We start from the raw sequence: 14,713 nt of genomic DNA, 5'->3' as shown, positions 1-14,713 counted from the left end.
CGCTCAGTGGTCGTTCACGAAGTTGCGGGACGTGAAGATCTCCTGCGGGCCACCCAGGAAGAAGACCGTGATCTTCGTTCCTTCGGGAAGGTTGTACTTGCCGCCCTCGGACGCCCGGTGCGCCACGCAGGTGCCGTTCCCGCCGGCTCCCAGCCGTTGGCCGGCGGGTCGACGGCGGCGGAAGCGGTGCCCGTGCAGATCTATGAGCGAATCCACAAGAGAATTGATCAACGATCGGCTCTGACCACCGGATCCCTCGAAAGTGTCCGTTTCGATCACTCCTGCCCGGCAATAACCCTCAGTGTCTGATCCGTAACCACCCATGTGGCGCTAGACACACTGACGCCACCAGGCGCTAAGTTCAGAAATCGTTTACTCGCGCTGCGGCGCGGCGGTCGTCCAGGCTGGGGGTCCCCACTGTGCCCGAAAGTTCCTTTGTCGCGCCCAAAAACCGCTCCGTGATCGTCGTGCTCGGGCTGGTTCTCGCGCTCGTGGTCGGTGTTCCCGCCGGTGCGGCGCCGGCTCCCGGAGTGAGCGACAAGGGACCCGTGGGCTGGGACGTCTACCGATCGATCGACGGGCTCGCCCGGATGCGGCCCGGCGAGCAGGTCAAGCAGTTCTCCAGTTTCGACCGCGCGGGCAACAACGACGACGGCTTCGTGGGCACCTACTCGTGCCTGCGCGAGGAGGCCAACGGGGACTGCCTGCTCGCCGACGCGCGCGGGCCCGGCGAGGTGTCCTCGATCTGGTTCACCTACGAGTCGACGTCGGTCGCCGCGATCGGGCGGATCAAGATCGAGCTGGACGGCAAGGTCGTGCTGCAGGGTTCGTTGCAGGACATCGTGAACGGCGCGAAGGGCGCGCCGTTCGTGTGGCCGCTGGTGGGGAACTCGGCCGACACCATGGGCGGCGCGGCGATCAAGGTGCCCATGCCGTACACGACCTCCATGCGGATCACCACCGAGAACAACCCGCACTTCTACCACGTCACCTACCGCCAGTTCGCCGACGCGGCGGGGGTGCGCACGTTCAACCCGGCGGACAAGGCCACGGACGTCATCCAGCGGCTGCGCGGGTTCGGCGTGCGCGACCCGAAACCGGCGGCGCCCGGTGCGCGGGTGCAGTCGGCCGCGGTCGACGTCCCGGCCGGGTCCGCCCTCTCGATCCCGCTCCCGTCCGGCGCGCGGCGCATCACGCAGCTCAACCTCCGGTTGCCGCAGGTCATCGCGGCCCCCGGGATGTCCGACGACGGCCGCGCGTACGGCCAGGGCGGCAGCTCGTTCACCGCGACCGTGGCGCCGGACAACGACGGCGTGCGGATCACCCGCCGCGTCGACGCGGGCATCGGCGAGCAGCGTGCGGACCTGCTGGTAGGCGGGCGTCCGGCCGGCCAGTTCTACAGTGGTCCGGCCCGCGCCGGCGGCGGCTGGCTGGACCAGGTCGTCGAGGTGCCGGCGGACCTGACCCGCGGCCGGTCGCAGGTGCAGGTCGCGACCAGGTTCGTCTCCTCCGCCGAGGACGTCAACGAGTTCCGCTACGAGGTGCACAGCAAGGTCGGCGGGCAGTGGGTGCGCACCGACGTGCTCGACCTCGGCCACAACCACCCCAACGAGGAGGCCGTGCACGGGTACCGGGTGGACGGTGAGCGGTGGGCCGGCCTGCGGCGCTTCCGCTACCCGGCCGACCCCGGGCAGGCGACGGCGTCCGAGGCGGTGCTGGAGGGCCTGCGGCTGCGGCTGACCTTCGACGGGCAGACCACGGTCGACGCCCCGGTCGGCGAGTTCTTCGGCTCCGGGCTCGGCAAGTACGCGTCGCGGACGCTGCTGCACGCCATCGACACCACGGAGAACGGCGCGTTCACGGCGTGGTGGCCGATGCCCTACGCCCGCAGCGCGGTGGCGGAGCTGGTGAACAGCTCGGGCGTGCCGGTCACCGGGGGCAGCCTGGAGGTGACTTCCGCGCCGGACTCGGGCGTGACCGCGGGCCTGCGGGACGGCACCCTCGGCTACTTCCACGCGACGCACCACCGGGCCGAAACGGTGTCCGGTAAGGACTGGAACTTCCTCACCGCGCAGGGGCGGGGCGTGTTCTACGGGGTCACCTCCAGCATGCGCGGCGGCATCCCGCCGGGGCAGAACCAGCTGAACTACCTCGAAGGCGACGAGCGGATGTACCCGAACGGCTCGGCCAGCCCGGCGATCCACGGCACCGGGTCCGAGGACTTCTACGAGTCCGGCTGGTACTTCCAGGACGGTCGCGACGGCGGGGTCGAGGGCGTGCCGTACGCGATGCCGCAGGCGGGGCTGGTCAGCCGGGAGGACGCGAGCGACGGCTGCCAGTACGTGTGCCTCAACGCCTACCGGCTGATGATCGGCGACGGGGTGCCCTTCGGCAACGGCATCGAGTTCGACATCGAGCACGGCGACCGGTCGTCGATGCCTGCTGATTACAGCTCGACCGCGTACTGGTACGGGCAGAGCACGCCGTCGATGAGCCAGAGCGACGTGGTCGAGGTCGGCGACGACGCGAGCCGGTCGCAGCACGGGTATTCCGCGCCGGGCGAGACGCGCGAGTCGCTGACGTCGACGTTCGAGGGCAAGCGGGACCGCACGCCGGTCACTGGGACGACGACGGCCACCACGCAACCGGTGACGTTCACCGCCCGGGTGGACCAGGCCAATGGCGGCTTGCGGTTGCACCGGGTTTCCGACCAGGCCCAGGCGTTCCAGCACGCGCGGGTGTTCGTGAACGACCGGCTCGTCGGCGAGTGGTACCAGCCGCTGGGCAACACGCATTCGCGGTGGCTGGAGGACAGTTTCGACATCCCGGCCTCGGCCACGGCGGGCCAGACGTCGGTGCAGGTGCGGCTGGAACCGGTCGCCGGCGCGCCGGCCTGGTCGGCGTCGCGCTACACGGTCTTCTCGCAGGGCGCGCCGACCCAGCCCGCGCAGGACTGAACCCGTGACCGTGCTGGGTGATCACGTGTGACCTGATCGCCGTTCAACCGCCGTAGGCTCCCCGGCGAGGGGGTGGGCGGATGAGCGACGCCACCGACATCGACAAGGCCGAGTACGACAGCCTGCGTGCCGAGAGCCTCTTCCATCAGACCAACGCCAGCGCGATCTTCGGGCTCAACCTCGTCGGGATGGGGATCGGGATCACCGCCTCCACCCGCATCGACGGGGCGCTCGCCGTCCTGGCCGTGTTCTCGTGCGTGCTGTGGTCGCGCTATTGCGACCACCTCATGGCGGTGTTCCGCATCGCCGCGTACGTGGACCGGGAGTTGCGGCCGCGGCTGGTCGCGCGGCTCGGCGACGGGGTTCTCGGCTGGGAGGCCTTCCTGCGGGCGGAGCGCGCGGGCAAGCGGGACCACCTGCCGCGCTTGCCCTCGACCGACTCGCGGATCGGCTTCTTCGCCGCCTTGCTCGCCTTCCTCCTGCCGCCGCCGCTGCTGTGCGTCGTCTTCGTGGTGCAGCGCTACCCGGCGTCCGCGGGCGCGGGCAGGGTCTTCCTCCTCGCCGGCGTGGTGCTCGCCGCGCTGGTCTGGGTGCACGCGATCGTGCGCGGGTACCGCGTCAACAGCTGGATCAGCCGCACCGACCGCTGGATCGGCGCTAGCTGATCGGCGCTGAACCGTCCCATTCGGACAGTGGTGCGCAGTGCCAGCGCCACTTCGTCAGCCTCGGGTGGCCCGGCAGGGACGCCCGCCCGTTGGCCCACAACAAGGTGGGCCACGGGTCGGTGTCCATCGGCGTCCACGGGAACAACCGGTACAGCGCGGCGGCCGCCAGGCGGGGCGTCGGCGAGAACTCCACGCCCAGTCCCCGCGCCGCGTCGGCGGTGTGCACCAGCAGCTCGTCGCACGCCATGGCCGCGAAACCGGACGCGTCGGCGATGCCCCACGGGTGCCAGCCGCGGGCGTCGGGCGAGCTGGTCGCGACCACCGCGGCCAGCACCTTCGCCGTCGTGCCCAGCGTGACCACCAGCTCGGCCGGCTCGGACTCCGGCCGCACCTTCGATTCCATGGTCGACAACTCGACCGGCCCGGCCGCGAGGTCGTAGGAGTACCAGTGCACGCAGTCGGCGATGTGGGCGACGACCTGCGCGACCGTCATGTCCATCTCCGGGACCGCCGCAGACCAGTCGCGGTGCAGTTGCCCCGACAGGAACTCCGCGCACTCCTGCGCGGTGGACAGCAGGGCGTTCGCATCCATCTAGACCGGCTCCGGTTCCTTCGCGGCCGTGGTGTCCGGAGTGCGGTGCCGCAGGGACAGCGCGCCGCCCACGACGAGCGTGATCAGTACGCCGAGCAGCGTATACCACGGGAACGCCAGCACGACCGGCTTCGCTCCGGGCGCGGGCGGGATCTTCACCGCGAGCACCACGACCGCCATCACCGCGACCGTCACCACGAACGCGATGATCGCGTCCAGCTGCCGCGCCCGCTTGACCCACATGCCGAGGAAGAACGCGCCCAGCATCGCGCCGTAGGTGTAGCCGGTGATCGACAGGCCCTGCTCGATCACCGGGTTGTTCCGGTTGCTGAACAGCGAACCGAACACCGCGAACACCACCGCCCACACCAGCGTCCAGATCCGGCCGTGCCGCAGCAGCTTCGAATCCTCCGGCTGGCGCTTGGTGAACCGCTGGTAGAGGTCGGCGACCGTGGAGTTGGACAACGCGTTGAGCGCCGAGGCCAGCGCGCCCATCGTGGACGCGAGGATCGCGGCGATCAGCAGTCCGGCGACGCCGACCGGCAGCTCGCTGGTGATGAAGTTCGTGAACACGTCGTCGCCCTTCACGCCCAGCTCGGGCAGGGTGCGGAACCCGTTGTGCGCCCACAGCATCGCGCCGACGAACAGGAACAACGCGAACTGGATCGTCACCGCGACACCGCTGCCGATCAGCGCCTTGCGGCCGTCGGCGACGCTGCGGCAGGCCAGGAACCGCTGCACGATCAGCTGGTCGGTGCCGTGCGAGGCCATGGTGAAGATCGCGCCGCCGACCACGGCCGTGACGAACGCGTACTGGCTGGTCAGCAGGTGCAGGAAGTCGAAGTTGAAGTCGAACAGCCGGAAGATCCCGGCGTCCGCGGCGCGCGAGGTCCACCCGTCGGGCAGCTTCCCGGCCAGCACGATCATCGCGATGATCGCGCCGCCGATGTAGACCGACAGCTGGATCACGTCCACCCACACGACGGCCTTGATGCCGCCGACCAGCGCGTAGATCACGGTGAGCGCGGTCAGCACCACCACGATCTGCCAGTACGACGTGTGCAGCCCGAAGTGCTTGAGGATGACCTGGATCGGGATCGCGCCCGCGAACAACCGCACGCCCTCGGCCAGCAGCCGCGTCACGATGAACGCCACCGACGACACTCCCTGCATGGCCGAGCCGAACCGCTCGCCGAGGAACGCGTACGCGGTGGTCTGCTGTCCCTTGAAGTAGCGCGGCAGCAGCACGAACGACACCAGGGTGCGCCCGATGATGTAACCGAACGGGAGCTGCAGGTAGGTCAGCCCGTTGTAGTTGCCGGACGCCGCCCAGATCAGGCCCGGCGTGCTGATCACGGTGAGCGTGGAAGTCTCGGTGGCGACGATCGAGAAGCACACCGCCCACCACGGCAGGCTGCGTTCGCCGATGAAGTAGTCCGCCGCCGAGCGCTGGCGCCGCCCCACGAGCACGCCGATCGCGGGCATCGCGGCCAGGTAGACCACGATGATCGCCAGGTCAACTGGGTGCATCAGGCACTCCTATCGGTTGGTCCGGGTGAGCCGCTACCCGCAGACGGGTGACGGTCACCGGATGTGGAGCGGGCATCGACAGCGGGTGCGCGCCCGGGGTGATGCTGCCGAGCAGCCGGGGTCCGCGCGCGCCCGTCGCGTCCGGCAGGTTCGCCGGGACGCCGTGCCAGGTGAGCCAGCCGAGCAACGCGGTCAGGTACGCCTCCTTCGCCTCGCGAGGCAGGCCGAACTCGTCGCTCGTCGCCAGCCGGGCGCGGGGCAGGTGCCGCGCGAGCGCCCGCATCAGCGACGGGTTGTCGGCGCCGCCACCGGAGACGATCACGGTGGTCGCGTCCGCGCAGGCGCGGGCGATCGTGACGGCGGTCAGCTCGGTGAGGGTGGCGAGCAGATCCTCGTCGCGGACGTCGAGCCCGTCGGTCGCGGCCCGCAGGTAGCCGGCGTGGAACAGCTCCTTGCCGGTCGACTTCGGTGGCGGGGCCGCGTAGAAGGGCTCGGCGAGGAGACGGCCGAGCAGTTCCTCGTGAACCCGCCCGCGGGCGGCGATGGCGCCGTCCAGGTCGCTGCTCTGGGCGCCGCCGGTCACCTGGTGCGCGGCGAGGTCGAGCAGGGCGTTGCCCGGGCCGGTGTCGAAGGCTTGCACGCCGTCCGCTCGCACGACGGTGACGTTCGCGATGCCACCGATGTTCAGCGCGACGGCCGGGGCCAGGTCCCGCAGCCACAACGCGTCGAGCGTGCTGGCCAGCGGAGCGCCGTGCCCGCCGGCGGCGATGTCCCGGACGCGCAGGTCGGCGACCACCGGCAGCCCGGTCCGTTCCGCGATCCAGGCCGGCTGCCCCAGCTGCAGGGAGCCGCGGGCGCGGCCGCCGTCGACCCAGTGGAAGACGGTCTGGCCGAGGGAGGCGACCAGGTCCGCTGTGCCGGACAGGGTGCTCGCTGCTTCGGCGAAGGCCTGCCCGACCCTGGTGTCCAGGCGCGTGACCTGCTCGACGGTGGTGTCGGACGGCGGGAGCGCCGCGAGCAGCTCCCGCCGCAGGTCGCCGGGGTAGGGGACCGAGGAGTGCCCGAGCGGGACGAGCACGACCTCGTCGCCGGACGCGGTCAACTCGGCCAGTGCCACGTCGATCCCGTCGACCGACGTGCCGGAGATGATCCCGACGACGCGCATGACCGAGTGGTCTAGTCCTTTTTTGACCGGAGCGCAAGGCATCCGGTGAGTTTTTGTCCGCGAGGGGTGTCCTGCCCGGTCAACCGGCAGATGCGAGGATGGCCACGTGGCGGAAAACCTCTGGTTCTGGATCATCCTGGTGGTCGTCGTCCTGCTGGCGATCCTCCTCATCACCGGTCTGGTCTTCGCCCGCAGGCGGCGGATCAGCCTGACCGAGGCGGAGCCGGAGCGGGAGACCAAGCCCCCGAGAGGCGGGAACTACCAGGCCGGCGGCGGCATCGCCCTGGCGCCTGGTGGTCAGAAGACGGAGACGGCCGAACCGCCCGAGCACCCCGCCGGTGAGCGCACCGAGGTGGACGGGCAGCCGGGCGTCGGCGACGACGCCTCCGTGCCCCGCGACTCGCCGCGCCGGGGCATCGTCGACGTGGGCCTCCCGGAGGCCGAGGCGCCCGCGCCGCCGACGCAGGTCCCGGCGACGCTCGAGGTCCCGGCGACCCCCGAGGTGCCTGCCGCGCGTGAGCCGGAGAAGGCGGCGGTCGCGGTCGAGGAGCCGGAGCCGGTCTCCGGGCGGATCGAGCGGCTGCGCGGGCGGCTGTCGAAGTCCCGGTCGATGTTCGGGCAGAGCCTGCTCGGCCTGCTCGGTGCCGGTGACCTGGACGAGGACTCGTGGCAGGACGTCGAGGACACCCTGCTGATGGCGGACCTCGGCGCGGCCACCACGACGGAGATCGTGGAGACGCTGCGGACCGAGCTGACGGCGCGGGCGGTGCGGACGTCGGCGGAGGCGCGCACGGTGCTCAAGACCGTGCTGACCAATGCGCTGCACCCGGACTGGGACCGCTCGGTGCGGGCACTCGCGCACACCGTGGACGGGGCGAAGCAGCCGGCCGTCGTGCTGGTCGCGGGCGTCAACGGCACCGGCAAGACCACGACGACGGGCAAACTCGCGCGGGTGCTGGTCGCGCAGGGCAGCGAGGTACTGCTGGGCGCCGCGGACACCTTCCGCGCGGCGGCGGCCGAGCAGCTGCAGACCTGGTCGGAGCGCGTCGGGGCCGAGGTCGTGCGCGGCAAGGAGGGCGCCGACCCGGCGTCCGTGGCGTTCGACGCGGTCAAGCGGGGCGTGGACGCCGGCGTCGACGCGGTGCTGATCGACACGGCGGGCCGCCTGCACACCAAGACCGGCCTGATGGACGAGCTGGGCAAGGTCAAGCGGGTCGTCGAGAAGCAGGCCAAGGTCGACGAGGTGCTGCTGGTCCTGGACGCCACGACCGGGCAGAACGGGCTGATGCAGGCCCGGGTGTTCCGGGAGGTCGTGAACGTCACCGGGATCGTGCTGACCAAGCTCGATGGCACCGCCAAGGGCGGCATCGTGTTCCAGGTCCAGCGGGAGCTCGGGGTGCCCGTGAAGCTCGTCGGACTGGGCGAAGGGCCGGACGACCTGGCGCCCTTCGAGCCGGCCGCCTTCGTGGACGCCCTGCTCGGATGATCTTGCTTCATCCGGTCGGGTGAGAAGATCGGGAACGCTGTACAAGCGAGGTCAGAGCAGTCCAGGATGTGAGGGCGCGCCGCTGGGGAGGCGGCGCGCTCTTTCACTACCCGGGGGCTTCCAAGGTGTTGCACGGTGCGCGCGTCGCCGTCGAGACTCGGTCTGCCGCAGTGGGGCTCGCGGCGTGGCGCGCGGCCGCGCTGACAGCCTCAGCGGCTGTCCGGCTTGCAGCTCTGCGTTGCGAAACCGGCAGCGCTCCTCGCCGTCCCCGTTGAATGGCCCGCGCTCACGCGCGATCGGTTCGGCTGATCAGGCGCTCTCCGCGAGGTGCGTCGACAACGTCGCCGCCGTCGCTTGGACCAGTGGCGCGATCCGCGAGACCGCCTCGCGGGTCAGGCGTCCGGACGGGCCGGACACCGAGACCGCCGCGGGGGCCGGTGTTCCGGTGAGCGGGACCGCGATGCACCGCACCCCCAGCTCCTGCTCGCTCTCGTCGACGGCGTAACCCTGCGCCGCCACCTGGGCGAGGTGCGCCAGCAGCTCGTCGGGGTCCGTGAACGTGTGGTCGGTGTACGCGGGCATGCCCGTGCGGTCCAGCAGCGCCCGGACGTCCTCGGCGGGCAGCTGCGACAGGATCGCCTTCCCGACGCCCGTCCCGTGGGGCAGCACCCGACGGCCGACCTCGGTGAACATCCGCATCGAGTGCTTCGACGGCACCTGCGACACGTACACCACCTCGTCGCGCTCCAGCACCGCCAGGTTCGCCGTCTCCCCGGTCGCCTCCACCAGCTCCGCCAGCAACGGCCGCGCCCACGTGCCGAACTGCATGCTCGCGTTCTCGCCGAGCCGGATCAGCCGCGCCCCCAGCGCGTACTTCCGGTTGGTGTTCTGCCTCACGTAGCCGAGCTGCACGAGCGTGCGGATCAGGCGGTGGATCGTCGGCATCGGCAGGCCGGACGTGGCCGCCAGCTCGGACAGGCTGGCCTCGCCGCCGGTGTCCGCCAGCCGCTCGAGCAGCTCGAACGCGCGACGCAGCGACTGGACCCCGCCGTCTCGTCCTGCCTTCTCCTCGGCCACCGCGACTCCTCACATTGAGCTTCCGCTATGTAGAAACTATAGTCCGGGATGTAAAAAACCGAACCGCAAGTCTTCTTGGGAGTGTTCCGCATGGCTGACGTCCAGGTGCTCGGTGGCTCCGTCGAGCGAGGCGACGAGATCCTGACCCGGGAAGCGCTGGACTTCCTGGCCGGGCTGCACGAAAACTTCGCGGCTCGCCGTGACGAGCTGCTCGCCGCCCGCGCGAAGCGGCGCGAGGAGGCCAAGCGCACCGGGCGCCTGGACTTCCTCCCCGAGACCAAGGAGATCCGCGAGGGCGACTGGCGCGTGGCCGAGGCGCCGCCCGCCCTGCGCGACCGCCGCGTGGAGATCACCGGCCCGACCGACCGCAAGATGACGATCAACGCCCTGAACTCGGGCGCGAAGGTGTGGCTGGCCGACTTCGAGGACGCCAACACCCCGCACTGGCACAACGTCGTCGGCGGCCAGGTCAACCTGTACGACGCGATCCGCGGCACCATCGAGCTCGACTCCAACGGCAAGCACTACGAGCTGCGCAAGGACATCGAGCTGGCGACGATCGTGGTCCGCCCGCGCGGCTGGCACCTCGACGAGCACAACCTGACCTTCGGCGGCCGCAAGGGCGTCGGCGCGCTGGTCGACTTCGGGCTGTACTTCTTCCACAACGCGAAGGAGCTGCTCGAGCGCGGCAAGGGCCCGTACTTCTACCTGCCGAAGATGGAGAGCCACCTCGAGGCCCGGCTGTGGAACGACGTGTTCACCCACGCCGAGAAGACGCTGGGCATCGAGCACGGCACCGTCCGCGCCACCGTCCTGATCGAGACCATCCCGGCCGCGTTCGAGATGGAGGAGATCCTCTACGAGCTGCGCGAGCACGCCTCCGGCCTCAACGCCGGCCGCTGGGACTACCTGTTCAGCGTCATCAAGTACTTCCGCGACGCGGGCGAGAAGTTCGTGCTGCCGGACCGCAACAGCGTCACCATGACCGCGCCGTTCATGCGCGCCTACACCGAGCTGCTGGTGCGCACCTGCCACAAGCGCGGCGCGTTCGCGATCGGCGGCATGGCGGCGTTCATTCCGAGCAAGGACCCCGAGGTCAACGAGAACGCCTCGAAGAAGGTCCACGCCGACAAGGCGCGCGAGGCGGGCGACGGCTTCGACGGGTCGTGGGTCGCGCACCCGGGCATGGTCGGGCTGTGCAAGGAGGAGTTCGACAAGGTCCTCGGCGACAAGCCGAACCAGCTCGACCGGCTGCGTGAGGACGTGTCGGTGACCGCCGACCAGCTGCTCGACGTCGCGAGCACCGAGGGCGGCGCCACCGAGGCCGGCCTGCGGGGCGCGGTCGACGTCGGCGTCCGCTACATCGCGTCCTGGCTGGGCGGCAACGGCGCGGCGGGCATCCACAACCTGATGGAGGACGCCGCGACCGCGGAGATCTCGCGCTCGCAGATCTGGCAGTGGGTGCAGAACGGCACCCAGCTCGACAACGGCCAGAAGGTCACCCGCGACCTGGTCAAGTCGGTGCTGGACGACGTGCGCAAGGAGCTCGACGGCCAGGTCCCGGCGGACCTGCTCGCCCCGGCGGTCGAGATCTTCGAGGAGGTCGCGCTCGCCGACGAGTTCGTCGACTTCCTGACCCTGCCCGCCTACGAGCGGATCAAGTAACCGTGACCGGACGGCTCACCGGGGACGTGTACGCGGGCATCGACGCCCGGCTGTCCGAAGTGGACGCGCGGGTCGAGGCTCGGTACCCCGGTGAGCCGTCCGGGCGGCAACCGGTGCACACGGTCTACGTGCCCGCGCACCGGTACTCCGCCGACCTGGTCGCGAGCTGGGGCGAGCAGGCCCGCGCGGTGTTCGACGCGTGCGGCGACGCGCTCGGGCTCGACCCGGCCGTGGCCGAGCGGGTGCGGCGCAAGCTGGTCACCGAGCCGATCGAGGACCTGCGCATCGACTTCGAGGACGGCTACGGCCGCCCCGGCGACGACGCCGAGGACGAGGCCGCGGTCACGGCGGGCCGCGTGCTGGCGGCGAACCCGGCCACGCCGTTCTGCGGCATCCGGTTCAAGAGCTTCGAACGGGCGACCCGTCGTCGCGGCATCCGGACGCTCGATGCGTTCCTGTCCGGGCTGCTGGAGAACGGCGAGCTGCCCGCCGGGTTCGTGGTGACGCTGCCGAAGGTGACGGCGGTCGAGCAGGTCGGCGCCGCCGCCGAGGTGCTCGGGCACCTGGAGGCGGCCTACGGTCTGCCGGACGGCGCGCTGCGGTTCGAGGTGCAGGTCGAAACCGCGCAGTCCATCGTGGACGGTGAAGGCCGCGTCGCGGTGGCCCGGATCGTCCAGGCCGCCGAGGGCCGGTGCAGCGGGCTGCACTACGGCACCTACGACTACAGCGCCGGGCTCGGCATCGCCGCGGAGCACCAGAGCATGGACCACCCGGCGGCGGACTTCGCGAAGGCGTTCATGCAGGTCAGCGCGGCGGGAACGGGCGTGCGCCTGTCCGACGGATCGACGAACAAGCTCCCGGTGGGCGACGCGCTGCTGCCGGCCTGGCGCGAGCACCTGCGGCTCGTGCGACGCTCGCTGGAGCGCGGCTTCTACCAGGGCTGGGACCTGCACCCGCACCAGTTGCCCACCCGCTTCGCCGCGACGTACGCCTTCTTCCGCGAGGGCCTGCCCGCGGCGGCGGCGAGGTTGCGGGACTACGCCACGCAGGTGGACAGCGGCGTGCTCGACGAACCGGCCACGGCACGTGCGTTGTCGGGTTTTCTGTTGCGCGGCTTGGATTGCGGCGCCACCGATGCCGCGGAGGCCGAGAACCTGACCGGCCTCACCCGCGCGCGGTTGGAGAGCTACGCGACCTTCCGCGGCTGACCGAGGAACTCCAGCAGCGTGGCGGTGAGCGCGGCCGGCGCGTCCTCCTGCACCAGGTGCCCGGCGCCGGGGAACAGGCGCAGCCCCGCGCCCGGGATGCGGGACGCCAGTTCCTTGCCCTGCTCGACCGGGATCCACTCGTCGGCCTCGCCCCAGCCGACCAGCACCGGCAGGTCCAGCGAGCCCAGCAGCGGCTCGATCTCGTCGGTGAACCGCTGGTCCGCCTGCGCGATCTGCCGGTAGTACGCGGCCTGCCCCTCGGCGCCGAGCCACGGCGCGACAAGCTCGTCCAGCACGCCGCCACGCAGGCCTGCCGCGGACGCGGTCGCGGTCTGCGTGCGCACGATCGCTTCGTGCAGGTGCGACGGCAGCTGCTCGAAGACCCGCGGGTTGTCCCGCACCAGGTGGAAGAACGACGTCCCCCACGGCGCGATCGCCACGACGTCCACCAGGGCGAGCCGGTCGAACCGCGCGCCGTGCAGCAGGTGCGCCCGCAGCGAGACGACGCCCCCGAAGTCGTGCGCCACGACCGACGGCGACTCCAGCCCCCAATGCTCCAGCAGCGACGCGAAGATCTCCGCCTGCGTCCCCAGCGACACGTCCTGGCCGTCCCGCTTCTCGGACCGCCCGTAACCCAGCATGTCCCAGACGAACACCTCGTGCCGCTCGCTCAGCGCCGGTGCGATGTCCCGCCACACGTACGACGAAAACGGTGTGCCGTGCAGCAACACGACCGGCGGGCCCGAACCCGACGAAGCCCAGCGCACGGTCCCGCCCGGTGTCTCGAATTTCTCCATGCGCCGGACGTTACCAGTTAAGCGGCTTAGACGGTAACCAGAAGTGCGAGGTAGACGTCCACCTGGGTGACGAAGTCGTTGAGGTCCACGCCGAGCAGCTCGGACGCCCGCGCGATGCGGTACCGCAGCGTGTTGACGTGGACGTGCAGCGCCCGCGCCGCCGCGGTCGGGGAGCTGGAGCACTCCAGGTACACCCGCACGGTGTGCACCAGATCCGTGCCCTGCGCCGCGTCGTAGGCGAGCAACGGCCCGAGCACCCGCGCCCGCACCGACCGGCGCAGCTCGTCCGGCGCGCCGGCGGCCAGCAGCTGGTGCACGGCGATGTCCTCGCCCGCGACCAGCTCGATCCGGCCGCCGCGGCGGGCGGCGAGTTCGACCGCGTGCCGCGCCTCCTGCGTCGCGCCGTGCAAGCCGTCCACCGACACCGGGCCGCCCGAACCCAGGTGGAACCGCGACAACGACATCAGCCGGTCCAGCCGCGTCAGCGCCTCGGCCGCCGCGCGCATCCAGTTCCCCGGACCTGCGACCAGCGCGTAGGCGTCCTCGCCGACGACTCCGACCAGCGGCCGCGCGTCGGCGAGCAGCTCGGCCAGCACCTCCGCCGCCAGGGCCGGGCTGTCGTCCGGCGCCCGCGCGAGCAGCACGCGGATCTCCGTCTCCGCCGGCAGTCCGGACGCGGCGAAGGCGTCCCCGACCGGCCCGCCGTCGGCCAGGGCTTGGAGCAACGGCTCGGCCGCCTGGCCCGACATCCGCCGCACCTGGTCGGCCCGCGCCCGTGCCAGCCGCACGAGCTCGGCCAGCTCCGCGGCCAGGTCGCCCGGCTCCGGCTGCGCGACCGCCAGCAGCCACGGCACCGCGAAGCTCCCGCCGACCGGCATCAGCGCGTACCCGTCGTGGAGGGTCACCTCCCGGCCGGGCACGAAATGCTCCACGAGGTCCTCGGGCGGCTCGGCCGTGCCAGCGACGACCCGCCCGGTTCCGGACAGCACCCAGCACGGCGCGCCCAGCTCGATCGCGCCCTGGCGCAGCAACGCGGGCAGCGAGATGTCCTCCGTCGCCGCGGCCAGCAAGCGCTTGCGGGCGCCGCTCGGCTCCCGTCCCCGCGCCGCGGCCAGCTCCAGCACCACGCGCTCGGTGATCACCGCGAACGACAGGTCCGCGGGCACCTCCAGCAGCGGGATGCGGTGCCGCGCGCACGCCTGCACGACGTCCGGCGGGATTCCGCCGGTGTCCGCGCCGGACGCGGCCAGCGCGGCGACCCCGGCCCGGGCCAGCGCTTCGACGAACGGCGCGGCGTCGCCCGGCTCGCGCCACCACAGCAGCCCGCTGAGGACGACCTCGCCCGCCGAGACGTACCGGCTCGGGTCGGGCAGCTCGGTGACGTAGATCCGGCTGACCGCGCGGCCGAGCTGCCCGGCGCCGGTGCGCAACCGCAGGCGCAGTTCCGGGATCTCCAGCAGAGTTTTCACGGTCGTCATCAGGGTTGTAGGAAAGCACAAACGGGGGCCCGCACGCTGCTGTCGGTTCGTACTGAGCCGCCGTTGCCGGTCCCCCTGCCACGGGCGTCTACT

12 protein-coding genes are annotated in these 14,713 nt (G+C 71.5%); 5 read left to right on the top strand and 7 right to left on the bottom strand.

What is annotated here, in order from left to right; genetic code table 11:
• Positions 1-3 precede the first annotated feature (3 nt).
• On the bottom strand, positions 4-279 hold the full coding sequence (locus ABZ215_RS16690; protein WP_354950192.1) for a hypothetical protein: 276 nt from the start codon (positions 277-279) through the stop codon (positions 4-6).
• 179 nt (positions 280-458) lie between these two features.
• Here ABZ215_RS16690 and ABZ215_RS16685 point away from each other — a divergent pair, with 179 nt between their 5' ends.
• Positions 459-2,957 (top strand): glycoside hydrolase family 172 protein, encoded by a 2,499-nt coding sequence (locus ABZ215_RS16685; RefSeq protein WP_237336355.1) that lies wholly within the window; start codon positions 459-461, stop codon positions 2,955-2,957.
• An 80-nt stretch (positions 2,958-3,037) separates the two neighbouring features.
• A complete protein-coding gene (locus tag ABZ215_RS16680; RefSeq protein WP_237336354.1) occupies positions 3,038-3,622 on the top strand; it encodes a hypothetical protein in 585 nt (194 codons plus the stop codon).
• Here ABZ215_RS16680 and ABZ215_RS16675 read toward each other — a convergent pair.
• From ABZ215_RS16675 to ABZ215_RS16665, 3 genes are read right to left on the bottom strand one after another with little or no spacing between them, the layout of a single operon-like run.
• Positions 3,615-4,214: a maleylpyruvate isomerase N-terminal domain-containing protein gene (locus tag ABZ215_RS16675; RefSeq protein WP_237336353.1), complete on the bottom strand. Its 600-nt coding sequence runs from the start codon at positions 4,212-4,214 to the stop codon at positions 3,615-3,617. The two genes, ABZ215_RS16680 and ABZ215_RS16675, sit on opposite strands and share 8 nt — an antisense overlap.
• Positions 4,215-5,744 carry a sodium:solute symporter gene (locus ABZ215_RS16670; RefSeq protein ID WP_020418114.1) on the bottom strand — a complete coding sequence of 510 codons (1,530 nt, stop codon included), beginning with the start codon at positions 5,742-5,744 and terminating at the stop codon, positions 4,215-4,217.
• A complete protein-coding gene (locus ABZ215_RS16665) occupies positions 5,731-6,909 on the bottom strand; it encodes an anhydro-N-acetylmuramic acid kinase (protein ID WP_354950191.1) in 1,179 nt (392 codons plus the stop codon). Before ABZ215_RS16665 ends, ABZ215_RS16670 begins: the two co-directional genes overlap by 14 nt.
• Before the next feature lie 106 nt (positions 6,910-7,015).
• Between ABZ215_RS16665 and ftsY the strand changes: the two genes are divergently transcribed.
• Positions 7,016-8,395: a signal recognition particle-docking protein FtsY gene (gene ftsY / locus ABZ215_RS16660; protein ID WP_354950190.1), complete on the top strand. Its 1,380-nt coding sequence runs from the start codon at positions 7,016-7,018 to the stop codon at positions 8,393-8,395.
• A 309-nt stretch (positions 8,396-8,704) separates the two neighbouring features.
• Here ftsY and ABZ215_RS16655 read toward each other — a convergent pair whose 3' ends face one another.
• Positions 8,705-9,472 carry an IclR family transcriptional regulator gene (locus ABZ215_RS16655; RefSeq protein WP_017987544.1) on the bottom strand — a complete coding sequence of 256 codons (768 nt, stop codon included), beginning with the start codon at positions 9,470-9,472 and terminating at the stop codon, positions 8,705-8,707.
• A gap of 90 nt (positions 9,473-9,562) precedes the next feature.
• Between ABZ215_RS16655 and aceB the strand changes: the two genes are divergently transcribed.
• Positions 9,563-11,137 carry a malate synthase A gene (aceB, locus tag ABZ215_RS16650; protein WP_354950189.1) on the top strand — a complete coding sequence of 525 codons (1,575 nt, stop codon included), beginning with the start codon at positions 9,563-9,565 and terminating at the stop codon, positions 11,135-11,137.
• 2 nt (positions 11,138-11,139) lie between these two features.
• A complete protein-coding gene (locus ABZ215_RS16645) occupies positions 11,140-12,345 on the top strand; it encodes an aldolase (RefSeq protein ID WP_354950188.1) in 1,206 nt (401 codons plus the stop codon).
• Here the strand turns inward: ABZ215_RS16645 and ABZ215_RS16640 are convergent.
• Together ABZ215_RS16640 and ABZ215_RS16635 are read right to left on the bottom strand one after the other, a co-directional pair.
• On the bottom strand, positions 12,324-13,142 hold the full coding sequence (locus tag ABZ215_RS16640) for an alpha/beta hydrolase (RefSeq protein WP_237336347.1): 819 nt from the start codon (positions 13,140-13,142) through the stop codon (positions 12,324-12,326). The genes ABZ215_RS16645 and ABZ215_RS16640 overlap by 22 nt on opposite strands.
• A gap of 26 nt (positions 13,143-13,168) precedes the next feature.
• Entirely contained in the window at positions 13,169-14,620 is a 1,452-nt protein-coding gene (locus tag ABZ215_RS16635) for a PucR family transcriptional regulator ligand-binding domain-containing protein (RefSeq protein WP_354950187.1), read from the bottom strand.
• Between the last annotated feature and the right edge of the window lie 93 nt (positions 14,621-14,713).

It is taken from the genome of Amycolatopsis sp. NPDC006131, assembly GCF_040614175.1.
Taxonomy (GTDB): domain Bacteria; phylum Actinomycetota; class Actinomycetes; order Mycobacteriales; family Pseudonocardiaceae; genus Amycolatopsis_E; species Amycolatopsis_E tucumanensis.
This window is presented reverse-complemented; position numbering and strand designations above follow the sequence as displayed.

Bases quoted from the DNA above. Each gene is read 5' to 3' on its own strand.
- ABZ215_RS16665 (WP_354950191.1), bottom strand. From the start codon at position 6,909: ATGCGCGTCGTCGGGATCATCTCCGGCACGTCGGTCGACGGGATCGAC.
- ABZ215_RS16635 (WP_354950187.1), bottom strand. From the start codon at position 14,620: ATGACGACCGTGAAAACTCTGCTGGAGATCCCGGAACTGCGCCTGCGG.
- ABZ215_RS16680 (WP_237336354.1), top strand. From the start codon at position 3,038: ATGAGCGACGCCACCGACATCGACAAGGCCGAGTACGACAGCCTGCGT.
- ABZ215_RS16675 (WP_237336353.1), bottom strand. From the start codon at position 4,214: ATGGATGCGAACGCCCTGCTGTCCACCGCGCAGGAGTGCGCGGAGTTC.
- ABZ215_RS16670 (WP_020418114.1), bottom strand. From the start codon at position 5,744: ATGCACCCAGTTGACCTGGCGATCATCGTGGTCTACCTGGCCGCGATG.
- aceB (WP_354950189.1), top strand. From the start codon at position 9,563: ATGGCTGACGTCCAGGTGCTCGGTGGCTCCGTCGAGCGAGGCGACGAG.
- ABZ215_RS16640 (WP_237336347.1), bottom strand. From the start codon at position 13,142: ATGGAGAAATTCGAGACACCGGGCGGGACCGTGCGCTGGGCTTCGTCG.